The sequence below is a fragment of the Shewanella sp. SM73 genome (genome assembly GCF_025653795.1).
GTDB classification, from domain to species: domain Bacteria; phylum Pseudomonadota; class Gammaproteobacteria; order Enterobacterales; family Shewanellaceae; genus Shewanella; species Shewanella oncorhynchi.
The window spans coordinates 237,576-254,769 of sequence record NZ_JAKKRY010000003.1; the positions used below are offsets into that span (position 1 = coordinate 237,576).

Genomic DNA, 17,194 nt, shown 5'->3' on the forward strand with positions numbered 1-17,194 from the left:
TATTTTTATTTTGATATTGGATAAAATATCTACTATTATGTCCGAGTGTTCAAATATTGGGTCACCGTTATGTTATTAATGCCGCAAAAAGATTGGCAATGGAAATATAACGATTCGTATGGTGTATTAGGCGTATCGTTAGGTTCCGAGATAGAATTTCTGACGTCTTATAAAGCAAAATTACTCATTCCAGATGCCTTATCAAGCATGGAATTTAATATTGCGCACGCCAAATTCTATATGAGCTTACTCGATAGATTGCCTAAAACCCTGTCTTTGTCCGATGCCGCTATTGTTCAAATTGCCCTCAATGCCACCGCAGCCCATTTTATGCTGACACCGCAAATGCCTAAATCATGGTTTTTTGATACCAGTGATGTCTGTGTTTATAGCGATGTAGGTAAAGTCTTTGAACTTAAATGCCAAAAGCAAAGGGCACTCGTGCTTGTGGTTGAAAACACCCTGCAATCGGCCTTAGTGATGTTATTATCGCCCGAATGTGTTTTATCCGGTGCTAAAACTATGGTGCAGTTTGAAACCATCAAAGTGATGCATAATCGCTTACACCCCCTACGTGCGCAGCGCCACGTGGTTGCGGCATAGCGTAGTTGTAGATCAATAGTCATTATTGGTTTTTGATATCTATTATTAGCCGATAATTCGCTTAAATCTCCATAGCATTAGTGCGCTATCCGTACTCTTTTCTGCTAAGAAAGCTTTTATCTAAAATTAGTCACGTGACTCTTCAACACCTTTCTATCGAATGCTACCCAACGATAATTTGTGAGTCTTATTACTCTAAACTCGGCTCAGCTTTTTCTATCAAATAGAAGGAGAGTGACGAGGCAAAGGCTAAAAAGAACACAGATCGCAATATTCCGTCATGGATTGCAAGCATTTTAAAGTGAATTTATTCCTTATTGATAATAAGCTCATTTGATCCACATAGATCGGTTTGCCATGGCATTTACTCGGCGACTCGCAGCTAGTCCATCCGTGGATGCTCGACCGCCCCATCCATGGGGCGGACGGTCGTCTCGCCAATCACCATGGCGCACCTTTTAGCATTTGCGTAGTCTGTTGATTTGAAAGATTAGAGATTACATTTAACGGTTTTTACTTTGATTTTTTAGTGTTGTCTGTGCAGCGCTAAAAGCAAAAAATCTGTGGGTGTTCGGTCTTTTCGATGTATATAGCATTTATTATCAACAACTTATTTTTTGACAGCTTGAGATAATAGGTTTGGAAAACGCGCATGCGCGTTTTTCCTGATGGTATATCTAAACAAAAGCTGATAAGTTCCTTTTATTACAGTTAGTTAACCATACGCGCTTTTACTGGTCTAATGAGGTAAACGCGCATGCGCACTATACAAAGTTAGGCTCTAGGTTCACGATATTTGAGTCTCATACAGAAACACTGAGTGCAGTAAAGGAGCACTTTAAATATGGTGGAGGACTTTACTGGAACCCAAAAATTCAGACCAGTGTAATCCTAGAAGTGACGGAAGCCTAACCAAGCTATGTAATTGACGTCAAAAAGTTACGTTCGCTTCACTTACTCCACTTTTTGCCGCAATTGATAGCGGCGTTATAAGCCAAATTGAACATGATAGATATATTGTTTATTGTAGGAATCATAATCTACCTAGCCACGATTACATTTTTGGTTAAATTGCATAAATCTATGAATTTGCGCTTTGGATGGCCTAAACCACGCGGCATCGGCAACATTCTTATTTGCTACTTTATTTCTGCATTGTTCATCGTCACTGTTATCCCTATTGGAATATTTTTCCCGTTATGGCTAAACTCTGTCTTTCAAGCTATCCCTGACACCGAAAATACCAGAGTTTTTCTTTTGCTATCAGGTTGTATTGTTTTAGGTTATGTCATGTGGGCAAATTACAGGCATGAAAAATTGTTGTATTAATGTGGGATGCTTCTTACTAGAAATAGGAAGGCGAGTGACTGGGGAAGCAATGAAAATTAATATTAATTATTTTGTCGTCAGTTAGCTTTTAGTTAAGTAAATCATCTATCCAGTTATCGACAAATCCACCCATAAAAATGCCTGCTACTGCAGGCGTTTTGTTTATATCTATTCGTTTTGTTTTTACGCGCTAGAGCCTTAGAAAGCGGACTACTTTTTAATCCATTTGCCTTTGGCATCTTGTACATAGTTGCCTTTATCTGTGGCGGCTATGGCTTTTTCACCGGCGAGTTTAGCGACGTCGGCAGGGGAGAGTTTGTTCTTCTTGGCAATGGTTTCGTAGTGTGCGCGACGTTTGTTATTTACGTCGTCCATCACGACTTTGGCTTCGGGATTGGCTTGCACTAATCCCAAGTAGCCGTTGGCTTGTTCCCCTAAATAGCCCTGTGATTTAGCTTCTTGAAGTGACATGGCAAAGGCGCTTAGGCTTAAGACGCTGAGGGTTAATAGCAATAATAACTTTGTTTTTAGTCGGATTGATTTCATGGTGATTCCTCAATTCTTATTTAATTAGAACAGCTTATCGTCTGACAGGAGTTGGTCTAATTCCTTATCTACTTTGATCCGTATCTCATGTTCAATTTTCACATTGAGATTGATAACGATAGGTTTATCCGGCGGTTCTATTTTTACTGTGGGCGTACAGCCCTGCAATGAGGCTAGGGCTACCAATGCGATAAGTGCGCTTCGGGTACCTATGCTAATTTGCTGTAATTGAATTATCTTCACTGAGGTTTCCTTGTTACTTCACTGATTTTTCGATTCTGTCCTGCAAGTCATTACCAATTTGCAGACTTCTAAATAATTGCAGCATGTTCTCTTCGTGGGAGTAATTCAAGTGGATAGGGCGTTCAATCCCTTCACCGCGGCCTTTTACTTCGACGAGTAGTTTAGCATCACCAGCTTGGTCCATATCAAAACTGCTTGATAATTGGCTGTATTGTAAGTGTTCTAACGTTGAAAAGACAAAGTCTAGATACGGTTGGGATTGGCGCATCTGCTCAACGGCGGGGTTGCCTGAGATAGCGATGAGGCCGCCGGGTGCGCGCGCGGCTAATTGCCCGCCAGTGATCGACACTTTGCCGTTGATTAAATCGACGGGCAACACGCCATCGAATATGCCGTCGGCATAGATGCCAATTTGTGGTTGAATGCGCAGGACCTCTTCCAGACTCATGGCCTGCAGCAGCAGATAGGCATGGGATTTATCCTGCAATTTAAGATTAAATTCTGGCAGCAGAAACTGGCCGCTGAGCACTTTGCCTTTGGCGGTCATGGAAACATCGGTGTCACTTAAGCCTGTGAGTTGTTGTATCCAATTGTCGGGCAATTTCTCGGCATCTTTGCCAAGGACGATATCGGCTTCCACTTCAATATCAGTCAGTGGGAAGCCAGGATCAAATAAGTTAAAGGTCATCAGCGTCTGCGGGCAATTGAGCTTACTGAGGCTGCTAAAATAGCCTTTATCCTGCGGCTTGTTATGAGACTCTTTTTTATAAGATTGCCCCCAAGTGAACTCACATTGCGCTTGCAGTTTTCCCCCCTCAAAAATGATGTCTTTATAAAAGCCTTCAAGTTCTGTCATCGATTGAGTTATTTGCATGGCAAATTGGGTCTGATCGCGCCTTTGCGTTAGGTTAAACTGCGCCTGTAATTGGTTATTACCTGTGACATTAAGCTCAGATGGTAAGGGTTGGGTTTGATTGAGCAAGGCCAGCGCCTCGGTCATGCTAGTGTTGACTACCCATTGGCCCGTTAACACTAAGGGATTGTTCGCGGTGGCAAGGTTCAACTTGTGTTGGCTTTGCAGCTCAACTGTGCCCACTTGCCAATGCTCATCACCAAAGAGCGTGTTATTTTTCCAATCTAAGCTTTGTGCCAGCGTTAACTTGTCCAGCTTAAGTACGGTTTCTTTGCGGCTGCGGCCTTTGCTGCTGAGCTGTTTTTCGATATTTAGCTGACTGGCTTGCCATGCGAGTTGATTACGCCAAGTGGTAGCGAGTAGTGAATCGAACAGCGCTTCGATATCGGGTTTAAGCTCAAATGACATGGCTTTTTGTAATGCAATCGAGAAACTGCCCGCATTCATATCGGTTTTCGTTATGATGCTAGTGCTAGCATTTTTATCCGCATTAGCCTCAGTGACTACATCATCTGTCACTAAAGTCTGTTTGGTCTGCGAAAAATACAGTTGCTCCAGTGCTAAGGTTAAAGGTGGTATGGCAAGGGTTAACCTGTTTGCGGTATCAGATGTGGGCACTGAGCTTTGCGCTGGACTGACTTTCTGAATGCTAGCGTTTTGAATACCAGAACTCTGAGTATGAGTGCTTTGCTGCGAGCTTATGTTCAGCGGCGCGAGGGCATTTATCGCGATACTACCAAGGCTAAACTCTGCATGTTTAGCCGCATTTTTATTTTGCATGCTAATACGCTTAAGCTCACCCACGGCGAACTGTAGCGTGTTGCCAGTATTTTGTTTTGTTGATTGAGTCAGTTCAGTCGATTTGGTAGCGGCAGTGATAAATTGCCAATCGGTTGAACTTGGCGTCTGAACTAAGTTAAATGTGCCTGCTGTCGTTAACTGACTATTATTCCAGCTATAGTCCTGCGGCGGATTTGCCCACAATTCAGATAATTGCATTGAGCCTGTTTGCCTCGTACTAAGGCGCCAATCTGTTTTGAAGGACAGTGCTTCGATTGATTTTGTGATTTCAACATTGGTCAAATCGACTTGGGTATCTAGCTTACTGCCTAAGGTTTTAAGCTTCACTTGAGGAAGTTTAATCGAAAGGGGATTAGCCAAGTGCACATCTTGCGGAATTTGAGTCAGCGGGTAATGCAGGGCTTCAGGCAATGTCAGTGCGATTCCCACTGGTGTATCTGTACTTTTGAGCCCCGATAGCAGCTTAGCGATTTGACTCGCTAGCGGATAAGGCACTTGCTCCGAAGCAGCCTTGGCTGCCGGCTGGGTTAAAGATTGAGTTGAAGGCTGTGTTAAAGGCTTAGCCAGCGATTTATCGAGCAGCTGCATCAGTCGTTGTTGCTGCTCTGTATTTGGACTCAGCGCTAAGCTAAAGGGCTCTAGTTTTAGGTCAAGTTCGGCTAAATGCCCAGCAATCTTAAATGCGAGCTCAGGTTTTGGCGCAAGTTCTAGCGCTGCCAACTGATTAAAGGTCAGCTTTGGCTCGATTAACTGATGCTCACTGATAAGCTCGCCTGAGGTTAATGTAATACTGCTGTTGGATACCAATTGGCCTTGTAAATCAATTGCTAACGCTTGCCACTCTTTATCAAGCTCAGTTAACGGACTCAGTACACTGTCCTGCGCTTGCCTCAGGCTTATTTGATGCAAGCTCGCAAGCAGCGGCGCGAGCTGGATTTGACTCATGAGTTGCCATTTGTTGGTTTCGAGTGTTGCTTTAAGTGTGGCGATGCTTTCGCCTGCGTGGCTAAACTCGCTGTTGATTTCCCCCGCGCCGTTGAGGCTCAACTTGTCCATCACCAAACGATAGGCGGGTAAATCATTTTGGGTGTTGAGATGCTGGGCTTTGAGAATAAGACTGGTTTTTCCGATATCGATGAGTGGTAATGATTTGATATCTAAGGCCAATGCGGGGCCTTGTTCATCGATGGCATTTCGATTGGGTAAAAACAGTGATTGCCCTAACTCGACCTCAATATCACCTGTGGATATTTGGGTGATTTTTTGAGTGAGGTAAGAGGCTTGGCTGAACTGTTTAAGTTCGGCAAAACTCTGTGGCCAGTCAAGTTTTAGCTGAATATTCAAATCATTAAGTCTGATATGGCTATCATGTACCCTCAGATTGGCAGAGGTAATTCGCCAATGTTCTAACTGACTTTGCCCTAATTCAATGTTAATCAGTTCGCTGTCCATACCTGTGAGGGCAAAATTTGCCGCCTGCATAATCAGTTTTTCAGCCTGGGTATTCACAATCCAAACAGTTAACGCCACGCCCGCCAAGATGCCCGTTAAGCTGGTCGCCAATAAGGTTTTTTTTAGGGGGAATTGACGGCGATTTTGCGCAGCAACATGAGTATCCGTTCCAAAACCTAAAGCACCACTGCGAGGGCCTGCGGATATCTGCGTTGCCTCGTGCTGAAGTGTGTTGCTATCAGAGGCATTGCCACGGCTTGGCTTGTTGTGGATTGGCATTGGGTTTGATATTTATCCTTTATTGACTGAGCCCTGATCAAACTCGTGCTTTAGCAGTGCAAAAATACACGAATGTGTATATTTCATTGGCACTTTTACTTCGTTCGGTTACTTCGGAGCTTTTATATCGCGCACGAGCACCTGAGGCAGTTTAACACTCAAGGGCTTAGCTGACTAATGTGAAAGGATCATCGAATAGACAAGAGCCTGATGTCAATAGTTGAGGTTTTACAGGCTCTTGTACTTAATCTGTTATTCGGGCTAGCTAACTTTTAGTTCACTCACTCTTGGTGAGTTAATTGCGGCTAGCTAAATATCTGGGCGGCGATCACCACAATTCCGCAAAGTGTGGCGAGCATTAAGGCTAACTTGCCGCCCGCAACGCGGTAACCTGTCGGCATATTGGCAGCGTCTCGCATCTGGCGTTGTGTCCACACCATGGCCACAGGTAAAAAGATGGCGAGGATCACCAGCGCAATCGCCGCGTAACCCAGCGCTGTGATAAAACCTTGAGGGTAGAAGAGGGCAAAACCTAAGGGCGGTAAAAAGGTGATAGCCGCGGTTAAGCTTCGACCTGTTGCATTATCTTCTTGCCTTAAGCTTGAGGCCATAAAATCGAACAAACCTAAACTCACCCCTAAAAATGAGGTCGCAAGGGCGAGATCGGCAAATAGACTAATAGCGCTACTTAAGTATTCACTGTGCAGCACACTTGCCAGTTGATTGATAAAGCTCGATAAGCTCTGATTTTCGAGCAATTGACTTTGGTTCAATACGCCTTGACTGCCCAGTTGCCACAAAAGGTAAATAACTAATGGCAAAGCCGAGCCAAACAACATGATCCTTCGCAGGGCTTTGACCTCAACGCCCAAGTAGCGCACCACTGAGGGAATCGAACCGTGAAAACCAAAGGAGGTAAAAATCACCGGAATAGCCGTGATAATCAGCCCTTGGTTGAGCGGGAGTTCGAGCAAATGTGGGCTTTCAACCTGCGGCAGTAACAATGCCAACATAAGCAATAATGCCAATAGCTTAAGGGCAAATAAACCGCGATTGATGAGATCCACACAGTGGGTTCCCATGCCCACAATGGCGCCAACCAGCAGGGTGAATAGGATTGCACCCGCCTGCGGTGGCAAATTTAGTCCTAGCCAAGTGCTCAGCTTTTGGTTCACTTGCTCGCCGCCGCCAGCAATGTAGGCGGCGCAGAGGGCGTACAGTAAAAACATCAAGGCGCTATTGGCGATCAACTGGCCCTTACGACCCAATAAGCGCTGCGCTAAGTGATTAAGGCTGGCATCGCTGGGGGCGAATTGATGTATTTCCACCATAAGCAGTGCCGTGTAGGCCATCAGCGCCCATAGGATGAGCATAATGGCGGAGGAGGTGCCAAAACCGAGTCCAGCCGATGCGATAGGCAAAGCCAGCATACCCGCGCCGATTGTGGTGCCGGCGATAAGCAGTAAACTGCCGAAAATTTTATTCTGTGTCATAACATGATCTCAAAAGCGTGTCGCAAGAAAAAGAGATAAAGACTTGATCCTAAAGCAACCGTCTTAAAGGATTTTGATGCGATTCAAGCACAAAATGATTTAAGCAAATGAGACAGTGGCGCTCAGCGGATCCGAAAGGATGTGGCCACAATGGAAGGTCAGGCGAGGTGCCTTTATACCCAAACAACCTGAAGATGCAGGATTCAGAGGGAGTTTAACGCACTTTAGGCAAGGCGGTTATTTGCAGACCTAGCGGGCTAAGTTAAAAATAACCAACACCGCATAAAGTGCGTTAAAACCCGCCGGGACGGAGCGTCTAGGGTACTCCACTCCCGTGTTGCATCAATTCAAAAGGTGGTCGACATTCTGTCATTGATGCGCCTTGAATTGAAGCCCCCTAGGCGCTCTGAAACTCGTATCTTCAGGTAGCTTGGGTATATCCATTGCGGCTACAGATAGGGAGTATAAAAGGGTGTGAAACACATAAAACTTGCCTTAGCGTGTGTTGAGTAAAAACGGATAAGTGTTTTGATGCCTTGCCTTAATAACCTAACGGCAACGGAGGTTACCATAGGGAACTGAAATGTACTTGTCAACCATTACAACAGTATTTTGATTATTTTTTGTCACAGGATTAAGGCGCAAGATATTCATTGTTTACATTGCGGCAATGGCACTTGAGGGAATCGCGCGATAAAAAATGCCGCCGACTTGATTTAAGCGGGCGGCATTTTTAGCGGTAAAATCGATAGTAAGACATCAGGAACAGTAAGCAGATTATGCTTTGCTCTCTAGCGCCTTTTCATGTCTTGCCAGCAAATTTGCTGTGATGTCACTGAGGCTTAAGTTTTGATCTTCAAGCAATACCAGCAAGTGATAGATAAGATCTGAGGCTTCGTTAACTAGCTCTTCTTTATCGTGGGTCGCAGCGGCAAGGGCGGTTTCAAGACCTTCTTCCCCGACCTTTTGGGCGATACGTTTCGTGCCGCGCGCAAACAAAGACGCCGTGTAGCTGGAATCGGCACTTTGCCCTTTACGCGAGGTGATTAAGCTGGCGAGGTTGTTCAAAAATGGGTGCGCATTGTCATCTAACCAGCAACTTTCGGTGCCTTTGTGGCAGGTTGGGCCGTTGGGGATCACTTGAACTAACAGGCTGTCGTTATCGCAGTCTTTATCAATAGCCACCAATTTTAGCGTATTGCCTGAGATTTCACCCTTAGTCCACAAACGCTGTTTTGAGCGGCTGAAAAAGGTCACATCACCTGTGCTTAAGGTTTTTTCCAGCGCGGCCTTATCCATATAACCGAGCATTAATACCTTGCCCGATAAGTGATTTTGGATCACGGCAGGAATAAGTCCATCCTGTTTGTCCCAATCCAGCTCGCTAAAATCCGATTTAGTGTGTGTTTGCGTTGACATAGTGTTCACTCTTAATTTGTTGATGCTTTTTAGCGACGTATTGTGGTTGCTAGCTCTTACTCATGCTCTTACTGTAGCGGTAGGCGCCATTAGCTCGCTATAAACGATTGACCGCGAGCGGCTAATTGCAATAGCTAGCGCCTAATCGCAATGCCTTCGGCCGCTAAATAGGCTTTTAACTCACCAATGTTGATAATCGCCTTGTGGAATACGCTCGCTGCCAGCGCCGCATCGACCTTGGCTTCAATAAACACATCACGGAAATGCGCCATAGTTCCAGCGCCGCCCGAGGCAATCAAAGGCACGTCGCAGATGGCGCGAACAAGACTTAACTGCTTGATATCATAGCCGCCGCGCACGCCGTCTTGGTTCATCACATTGAGCACGATTTCACCACAACCTCGTTTTTGTACTTCTTCAACCCAGTCTTGGGTAAACCACTGAGTATCCTTAGTCGCCGCTTCATCGCCGGTAAATTGTTTTACCTTATAGCTGTTGCTGGTGGCGTCGAAAAAGGAGTCGATGCCAATCACGATACACTGGCGGCCGAACTCGTCCTGCAGGCGTGAGATTAAACTTGGATCGGTCAAGGCGGGCGAGTTAATCGAAATCTTATCCGCCCCAAAGGCTAATAATTCACGGGCTTGGCTAATGGTTTTAATACCACCTGCCACGCAGAAGGGAATATCAATCTGCTCCGCCACGCGGCTCACCCAAGATTTATCGACCACACGTTCGTGGGCGCTGGCAGTAATGTCATAAAACACCAGCTCATCGGCGCCTTCTTCGGCATAACGCGCGGCTAAGGGCACGATATCACCGACAATTTCGTGGTTACGAAACTGCACGCCTTTCACTACTTTACCGTCTTTCACATCTAAACAGGGGACTAGTCGTTTGGCCAGCATTGGATTGCCTCCACCACGTTAAACTGATTGATAAGCAAGGCTTTGCCTATAATGATGCCCGCCGCGCCGCTATCACGCACGGCGGCAACATCCTCAAGAGTTGCAATACCGCCGGAGGCTTGCCAAGCGATATCGGGATAACTTGCAGCAATTTCTTGATAAAGCGCGGTATTCGCGCCCGTTAAGGTGCCGTCACGGCTAATATCAGTTACTAGCGCATGCTTTAAGCCGACCGCGCTAAAGGCTTCTACAAGGGATTCTAAACTCTTACCACCGCCACTTTGCCAACCGGATACGGCGACAATTTTCTCGCCGCTTTGGTTGATATTGACATCGAGTGCGAGGCAAATCGCTTCGCTGCCGTATTTGATAAACCATTGTTTGACTAACTCAGGTTCTTTCACCGCCAGTGAGCCAATCACCACGCGTTTTACGCCGATATTTAATAATTCAGTGACTTGTTCTTCTGTCCGAATGCCGCCGCCCACTTGAATATTAGCGTTTAGTCCCGCCACGAGTTGACTAATAAGGAGAGTTTGGCGTTTAGCGGGATCTTTCGCACCTGTTAAATCAACGATATGCAACCACTTCGCGCCTTGAGCCTCGTAGGATTGCAGCTGCGCCAAAGGACTTAAATCAAAGGTGGTCTGCTGGCCGTAATCACCTTGATAGAGGCGGACGACATTGCCATCAATTAAATCAATTGCAGGAATAATCATAAGCTCAGATCCTTGATTGATTTGTTTATAAGTGATTTATTAATAACTGGTTTTTTGATGAGTAATTTATTCATTGGTCAGCCTTCTTTACATCCGCTTGGCCATCAGCAGAGTTGCTTTGCAGCGCTTTGTTCATCAGCGCTTCGTTCATCTGTAACTCGTTCATCTGTAACTCGTCCATCAGTAAAAAGTTACGCAGAATTTGCGCGCCCACGGCGGCACTTTTTTCGGGGTGGAACTGCACGCCCATAAAGTTGCCTTTGCCGATGGCGGCGCTAAAGCCTTCGCCATAGGAACATTCGGCTAAGGTAAATTCACTCAGCGGCGCGCGGTAACTGTGGACGAAATACACATAACTGCCATCTTCAATACCCGCAAACAGCGGATGAACGCTAGGGCTGTTGGCGCCTTGTGAGTTGGTCGTGAGCTTTAGTTGATTCCAGCCCATGTGCGGCAAAGGCAAGCCTTCAGCTTTGAGTAACTGCGTATCCAGCTCGCAAATGTCGGTCGGGATTATGCCTAAGCACTCGCAATCTTGACCTTTTCCGCCGCGCTCCTTAGAAATTGCCGCCAACATTTGCATGCCAAGGCACACACCCAGCACAGGTTGAGTCAGGCCTTGAATGAGTTCGACCAAGCCTTTTTCATGTAAGGACGCCATGGCGGCACCCGCCGTGCCCACACCCGGCAGTACCACACGTTTTGCCGCTTTGATTTTGGCTTTATCGTCTGTGACCAATACCTTAACGCCTAAACGCTCGAAGGCGAAACGTACTGAGTTTAAGTTGGCACAGCCCGTGTCTATGATGACGGTTTCAGCATCTGGTGATGCATTTGCTGTTAATTGCTGGCCAGCTGTTAATAGAGTGTCTTGTTGCATCCTAACCTCTTAAACCATTTATGCTGATGCCTTAAAGCACGCCTTTGCTCGATGGCAGAATATCGCCTTCAACTTTAACTGCTTGGCGTAGCGCGCGGCCGAGCACTTTAAACAGGGCTTCAACCTTGTGGTGATCGTTATCGCCTTCGGTTGACACATGCAGCGTACAGCGCAGGCCATCGGCAAAGGATCGGAAGAAGTGCGGCACCATTTCAGTGGCCATTTCGCCCACATGCTCACGCTCAAAATTGGCCGAGAATTTGATAAAAGGACGACCAGAGATATCCAGCAGACATTCGCCCTTGGCTTCGTCCATCGGCAGGCTAAAGCCGAAACGGGCAATGCCGCGTTTGTCACCGAGCGCTTGGCGCAGGGCATCCCCTATGGCCAGCGCAGTGTCTTCGACGCTGTGGTGATCGTCGATTTCCAGATCGCCATCGACTTTCACATCCATTCTAAAATTACCGTGGGTGGCAATTTGATCGAGCATGTGGTCGAAAAAGCCAATGCCAGTGTCGATTTTGCCTTTAACGGGGCTGTCGAGATCAACAGCCACACGAATATCGGTTTCTTTGGTGGTACGCACGACCGTTGCGGTGCGGCCTTTATTCAGCAGCGCATCGGCGATGGCGTTCCAGCCTAAAGTGTCGCGTTGATATTTAAGGCTTTTAATGCCCATGGCATTGCCCAGCTCCACATCGGTTTCGCGATCGCCAATCACCGCCGATTGGGTGAAATCGATGCAGCCTTGGGTGAGATAGTCTTTTACTAGCCCAAGCTTAGGTTTACGGCAACTGCAATTTTCATCGTTAAAGTGCGGGCAAATCACCACATCTTCAAAGTTAACCCCTTGGCTTGTGAGAATTTGCATCATCATATTGTGGGGCACATCGAAATCTTCCTGCGGGAAAGACGGTGTGCCAAGGCCGTCTTGATTGCTGACCATGACTAAACGAAACCCTGCCTTTTGCAGACGTAGCAAAGCGGGGATCACCTGTGGCTCAAACACTAATTTAGCCAGACTATCGACCTGTTTGTCGGTGACGGGTTCTTCAATCAAGGTGCCATCGCGGTCGATAAACAGAATTTTTTGTGCAACGTTCGGGACAAATTGTGGGTTCATGGCTCTACCTTCAAATTCAATTCGTTTAGCTAATGCTTAAGCTGATTTAACTTTCAGCGTTACATTGCTTTTTATTAGTTTTTTATGATCAGAGATTTATTATCAGTGACTTATCATTCATTTTCTGATGGCTGCTCAGTGCGTTGCGATTCAAATAAATTCACTAACACATCGGTATCCGCCTTTGAACTAAAGCTAAAACGGATGGCCTTAGCAAGCCTTGGGTCTTTGTAGGCGCGGGCGACAACACCGCTGCTTTGTAGTAACGCAGCGACCTTGGCGACATCATCAAATTCAGCCAGCACATAATTGCCGTTAGGCTTAAGCACGCGGGCGCGGGACTCTGAACTATTCGATTTTGAACAATAAGCGCTGATCGCCGCTGTGAGTCTGGCGCCTTGCTCATTTAATTGTGCGACTTGCACTTTCATCCGCGCAATGCCAGCGCTTGATAGCGCTTGCGTGGCGACTTCACTCACGGGCAGCGGCACAGGATAGGGCGCAATCACGCGCATAATTATTTCGACTACGGCCTCGTTTGCCAGCATAAAACCACAGCGTGCGCCGGCGAGTGCGAAGGCTTTTGACAGGGTGCGCAGTACCACTAGATTCGGATGGCTTTCCAGCAAATCCGCCACGCTGTATTCGGGGCAAAACTCAATATAAGCTTCATCAATGACCACAAGCGCGTCGGGCAGGGCTTTGATTGCTTGCTCGATAATGGCTTTGTCGATCACTGTGCCAGTCGGGTTATTGGGATTGCAGATAAACACCAGTTTTGCGCCGCGAACGTCCTCGGCATAGCTTGTCGGCAAGCCATATTCCGCGCTGAGATTTAACGCTTTAACGCCCACATTAAAGGTGTTCGCGCTGATGGCATACATGCCGTACGTCGGGCCAAAGCAGGCAATGCTGTCGACGCCTGGTATACAAAAGGCGCGAATTAACAGTTCAATCGCTTCATCGGCGCCGCGGCTGGCGACTATCTTGCTGGTGCTCACGCCGCTATATTCGCTGTAGGCACTGATAAGCTGCGGCGGTTGGCATTCTGGGTAACGATTCAATTTCGATAAATCGAGCGCTGCCGTATCGACATTATTGAAGGGTGATTCGTTGGCATTGATCCAAATATCACCACGACCGCCCAGTCTGCGGGCACTCTGGTAGGGCGTTAAATCCAGTAACTCAGGACGCGCTAAGCGCTCGGCTAAATTTAGCGGCGCCGATTGCGCTAACGTTGATGGTGCTAACTTTGATGCCGTTAATGCTGTGGGTTCTGCTGTCTTTTCCATGCTGCTCATTTGGCTCATTTTCTTCACTCAGCTCTATTTTTATAAACTTAAGGGCTAATCACTTAAGATCTAGGTGGGTCATTTCTCTAGGCTAGCTAGACGAATGGCAACGGCATTTTTGTGCGCATCGAGCAATTCGTTACTGGCTAACGTCATGACTGCTTGCCCCAATCCGATTAAGCCCTTAGCGCTGAGTTCCTGCACGGTAAAGCGGCGGCTAAAATCGGCTAATGACAGGCTCGACACGGCGCGGCTGTAACCGTAAGTCGGTAGCACGTGGTTGGTGCCACTGGCATAATCGCCAACAGATTCAGGTGTATAAGCGCCTAAAAATACCGAGCCCGCGGCGCGAATGTTTTTCAGTACCTCACGGGGAAAGCGCGTTTGAATGATCAAGTGCTCAGGCCCATATTGATTAGAAACCTGCGCGGCTTGCTGCATATCGTCCACAACAAAAGTGCGACTGCTGAGGAGCGCCGTTGCTGCGATATCACAACGCGGCAGGGCGGCGAGCTGTCTTGTCAGCGCGTTATTGACGCCATCGGCGATAGCTTGCGAATCTGTCACTAAAATCACTTGTGAATCTGGGCCGTGCTCCGCTTGCGAAAGCAAATCGGCGGCGATAAATTCGCAATTGGCGTCGCTATCGGCAATCACTAACACTTCAGAAGGACCAGCTGGCATATCGATACACACAGTGCAGCGGCCATCCTGTGACACTAAGCGTTTAGCTTCAGTCACGTAGCGATTACCTGGGCCAAAAATTTTATCGACCGCGGGAATCGTTTCTGTGCCAAAGGCCAGTGCCGCAATGGCTTGTGCGCCGCCCACTTGATAGATCTCAGTGATCCCACAGGCATTGGCTGCATAGATAATGGCATCGTTGATCGGCGGTGGGCTGACCAATACTCTTTGTTCGCAGCCGGCGATCTTGGCGGGCAGGGCGAGCATCATCACGGTAGAAATTAATGGCGCACTGCCACCAGGAATATATAAACCCACTTTTTCAATCGGTTCGTTACGTAGCTCGCAGCGTACTCCCGCCTCGGTTTCCATAGCAATCGGGCGAAATTGCTGGGCGCTGTGAAACACATCTATGTTCGCCATGGCTTTGACGATCGCCGCTTTCAGCTCTGGTGATACCTGTGCGCTTGCCGCTGCAATCTCGGCTTCACCCATGCGCAGCTCGCCACTTCCTTGTCCATTTAAATCTTTGGTCGCGCTATTGAAGCCATCAAACTTTTGATTAAATTCGGCAATGGCGGCATCACCCCGCGTTGCCACTGCATCGATAATGGCGCGAACGCTTTGCTCTAAGCCGCTATCACCAATTAAGGGCGAGCGTTTCAGCGCCGTTTTCTGCTCGGCGGTTGATAAGGTTGACCAAGTTAGGATTTCCATACATTACCCCATCATTTTTTCGATTGGCATTACCAGAATCGAGCTGGCACCTAGTGCGGTCAACTGTTCCATGGTATCCCAGAATAAATCTTCGGTACTGACGGCGTGGATAGCCACGCGGTTAGTATCATCATTTAATGGCAATACGGTTGGGTTTTCAGCGCCTGGCAGCAGGGCGACGATTTGATCTAAGGTTTCGGTTGGCGCGTGTAGCAGGATGTACTTGCTCTCACGGGCGCGGATAACGCCATTGACGCGGGATAGAATTTTGTCGATGAGTGCTTGTTTAGTCGGTGATTGGGTTTGGGTCGATTGAATGATGCAGGCCATTGAACGGTAAATCACTTCGGTTTCGTATAAACCGTTGGCCTCTAAGGTGGCGCCCGTCGACACGAGATCACAAATCCCATCGGCAAGGCCGGCACGCGGGGCGACTTCAACCGAACCTTTTAACATGCAGTCGCGATAAGTTATGCCTTTTTGTTGCATAAAACGGCGTAGCAGGTTCGGGTAAGAAGTGGCGATGCGTAATCCTTCTAACGAGGAGGCATCGGCGTAACTGAATTCTGTTGGTACGGCTAACGAGAGGCGACATGATCCGAAATCTAACTGACGCAGTTTGAGGCAATCTGCGGGTTTGTTCAGAGTTTGACGCTCGATTTGTTCCTCTTCGAGCACGTTTTCACCGATGATCCCCATATCAACCACTCCGTCCATCACCAATCCTGGGATATCGTCATCACGAACGCGCAGTAAATCGATAGGCATATTGTCAGCGTGAGCGATAAGACGTTGTTCATTAATGGAAAATTTAACACCACAGCTTTTTAGCAGTTGCTGAGAGTCAGTAGAAAGACGGCCAGATTTTTGGATGGCGATGCGTAAACGTTTCGATTCAGTCATAGTGTTATCTCGCTCAAAAGTATCAAAATTAAAAGATTCAAAAAGTGTTGTTCAATCGGTTTAATACGCCTTGCCATTCAACGGGTCCTAGCTAAGGAATCTAGCTAAGTGCTCTAGCTAACGTATTGATAATTTATTAAATATCTAAAGTTGCTTATTTAAATTAAAACCCAAATTAACGCCTAAATGCAAAAACCCCCGGAATTCCTTCCAGGGGTTTATGATCATCTTGAATCAGTCCGCCAGAAGGATATAGTCCTCCGGCAGTGAGCGTCCGAAGGCTACCGCATATGGTGGTGATGGTGGTGGATAGCGTTCAGTAGTGGGCTCATTTTACTTTCTCGGTATTTAACTTTATTGACTTAACTGCTCGAAATACAGTGAAGCGCTGAATTCGTTGTTACGGACGTCTATCCGTATAAGTGGATTTAAACTAACCGCTTTTATGAGCCTTTGCAACAGTCAATTTGAATTAAATGAGAATATTTATGCGTTTTTGTGAAAGGTAGAGGGTTATCGTTAAATAAAGTTATTGAGCATTTTTGTTGGGGGGATGTTGAAAGTGGATGGAAATGTGTTGGAAGTCGTGCAGGGGAACTGTAACTTGAGTTGTGAGCATTTGCTGATATTCATTAATACAGGCTTGCCATGGTGTTCACTCACCGACTCGCAGCCAGTCCGTCCTTGGATGCTCGACCGCCCCGTCCATGGGGCGGACGGTCGTCTCGCTAATCACCATGGCCTACCTTTTTAGCATTAGCATAAACTATAGGTTTTAAGGAGACACGCAGCACGCTTTTGGACAAAAGCGCGGAAGATCTATTACTCACAATCGTCTAGTTCACATTACGATAAGTAAGTATGGCGAAGGTCAAAAAACGTAGACATTG

13 protein-coding genes are annotated in these 17,194 nt (G+C 47.0%); 1 reads left to right on the forward strand and 12 read right to left on the reverse strand.

Annotated features, from left to right (window positions below):
* Nucleotides 1-69: 69 nt before the first annotated feature.
* Nucleotides 70-603 carry a cell division protein ZapC gene (locus L5M51_RS06380; RefSeq protein ID WP_263162720.1) on the forward strand — a complete coding sequence of 178 codons (534 nt, stop codon included), beginning with the start codon at nucleotides 70-72 and terminating at the stop codon, nucleotides 601-603.
* 1,539 nt (nucleotides 604-2,142) lie between these two features.
* On the opposite strand, the gene L5M51_RS06385 is transcribed toward L5M51_RS06380, so the two are convergent.
* The 12 genes from L5M51_RS06385 to hisG all read right to left on the reverse strand — a co-directional run bounded on the left by L5M51_RS06385 (nucleotide 2,143) and on the right by hisG (nucleotide 16,304).
* Entirely contained in the window at nucleotides 2,143-2,478 is a 336-nt protein-coding gene (locus L5M51_RS06385) for a YdbL family protein (RefSeq protein ID WP_173244577.1), read from the reverse strand.
* A 24-nt stretch (nucleotides 2,479-2,502) separates the two neighbouring features.
* The gene (locus tag L5M51_RS06390) at nucleotides 2,503-2,721 is read right to left on the reverse strand and encodes a YnbE family lipoprotein (RefSeq protein WP_028759774.1); all 219 of its coding nucleotides are present in this window, start codon (nucleotides 2,719-2,721) and stop codon (nucleotides 2,503-2,505) included.
* A 13-nt stretch (nucleotides 2,722-2,734) separates the two neighbouring features.
* Entirely contained in the window at nucleotides 2,735-6,166 is a 3,432-nt protein-coding gene (locus tag L5M51_RS06395) for a YdbH domain-containing protein (RefSeq protein WP_263172003.1), read from the reverse strand.
* Nucleotides 6,167-6,471: 305 nt separating this feature from the next.
* On the reverse strand, nucleotides 6,472-7,659 hold the full coding sequence (locus L5M51_RS06400) for an aromatic amino acid transport family protein (RefSeq protein WP_263168988.1): 1,188 nt from the start codon (nucleotides 7,657-7,659) through the stop codon (nucleotides 6,472-6,474).
* A 777-nt stretch (nucleotides 7,660-8,436) separates the two neighbouring features.
* The gene (gene hisIE, locus L5M51_RS06405; protein ID WP_173244587.1) at nucleotides 8,437-9,078 is read right to left on the reverse strand and encodes a bifunctional phosphoribosyl-AMP cyclohydrolase/phosphoribosyl-ATP diphosphatase HisIE; all 642 of its coding nucleotides are present in this window, start codon (nucleotides 9,076-9,078) and stop codon (nucleotides 8,437-8,439) included.
* A gap of 134 nt (nucleotides 9,079-9,212) precedes the next feature.
* The gene (gene hisF, locus L5M51_RS06410) at nucleotides 9,213-9,986 is read right to left on the reverse strand and encodes an imidazole glycerol phosphate synthase subunit HisF (protein ID WP_006081894.1); all 774 of its coding nucleotides are present in this window, start codon (nucleotides 9,984-9,986) and stop codon (nucleotides 9,213-9,215) included.
* On the reverse strand, nucleotides 9,968-10,705 hold the full coding sequence (gene hisA, locus L5M51_RS06415; protein ID WP_173244593.1) for a 1-(5-phosphoribosyl)-5-[(5-phosphoribosylamino)methylideneamino]imidazole-4-carboxamide isomerase: 738 nt from the start codon (nucleotides 10,703-10,705) through the stop codon (nucleotides 9,968-9,970). The genes hisF and hisA overlap by 19 nt, the downstream gene beginning before the upstream one ends.
* Nucleotides 10,706-10,775: 70 nt before the next feature.
* The gene (hisH, locus tag L5M51_RS06420; protein WP_263172005.1) at nucleotides 10,776-11,585 is read right to left on the reverse strand and encodes an imidazole glycerol phosphate synthase subunit HisH; all 810 of its coding nucleotides are present in this window, start codon (nucleotides 11,583-11,585) and stop codon (nucleotides 10,776-10,778) included.
* Nucleotides 11,586-11,616: 31 nt separating this feature from the next.
* A complete protein-coding gene (gene hisB / locus L5M51_RS06425; protein ID WP_263148434.1) occupies nucleotides 11,617-12,708 on the reverse strand; it encodes a bifunctional histidinol-phosphatase/imidazoleglycerol-phosphate dehydratase HisB in 1,092 nt (363 codons plus the stop codon).
* Between the two features lie 113 nt (nucleotides 12,709-12,821).
* Entirely contained in the window at nucleotides 12,822-14,018 is a 1,197-nt protein-coding gene (hisC, locus tag L5M51_RS06430) for a histidinol-phosphate transaminase (RefSeq protein WP_263148436.1), read from the reverse strand.
* Between the two features lie 60 nt (nucleotides 14,019-14,078).
* Nucleotides 14,079-15,401 (reverse strand): histidinol dehydrogenase, encoded by a 1,323-nt coding sequence (gene hisD, locus L5M51_RS06435; RefSeq protein ID WP_263172007.1) that lies wholly within the window; start codon nucleotides 15,399-15,401, stop codon nucleotides 14,079-14,081.
* Between the two features lie 3 nt (nucleotides 15,402-15,404).
* Nucleotides 15,405-16,304 (reverse strand): ATP phosphoribosyltransferase, encoded by a 900-nt coding sequence (gene hisG / locus L5M51_RS06440; RefSeq protein WP_263148440.1) that lies wholly within the window; start codon nucleotides 16,302-16,304, stop codon nucleotides 15,405-15,407.
* Nucleotides 16,305-17,194: the final 890 nt, after the last annotated feature.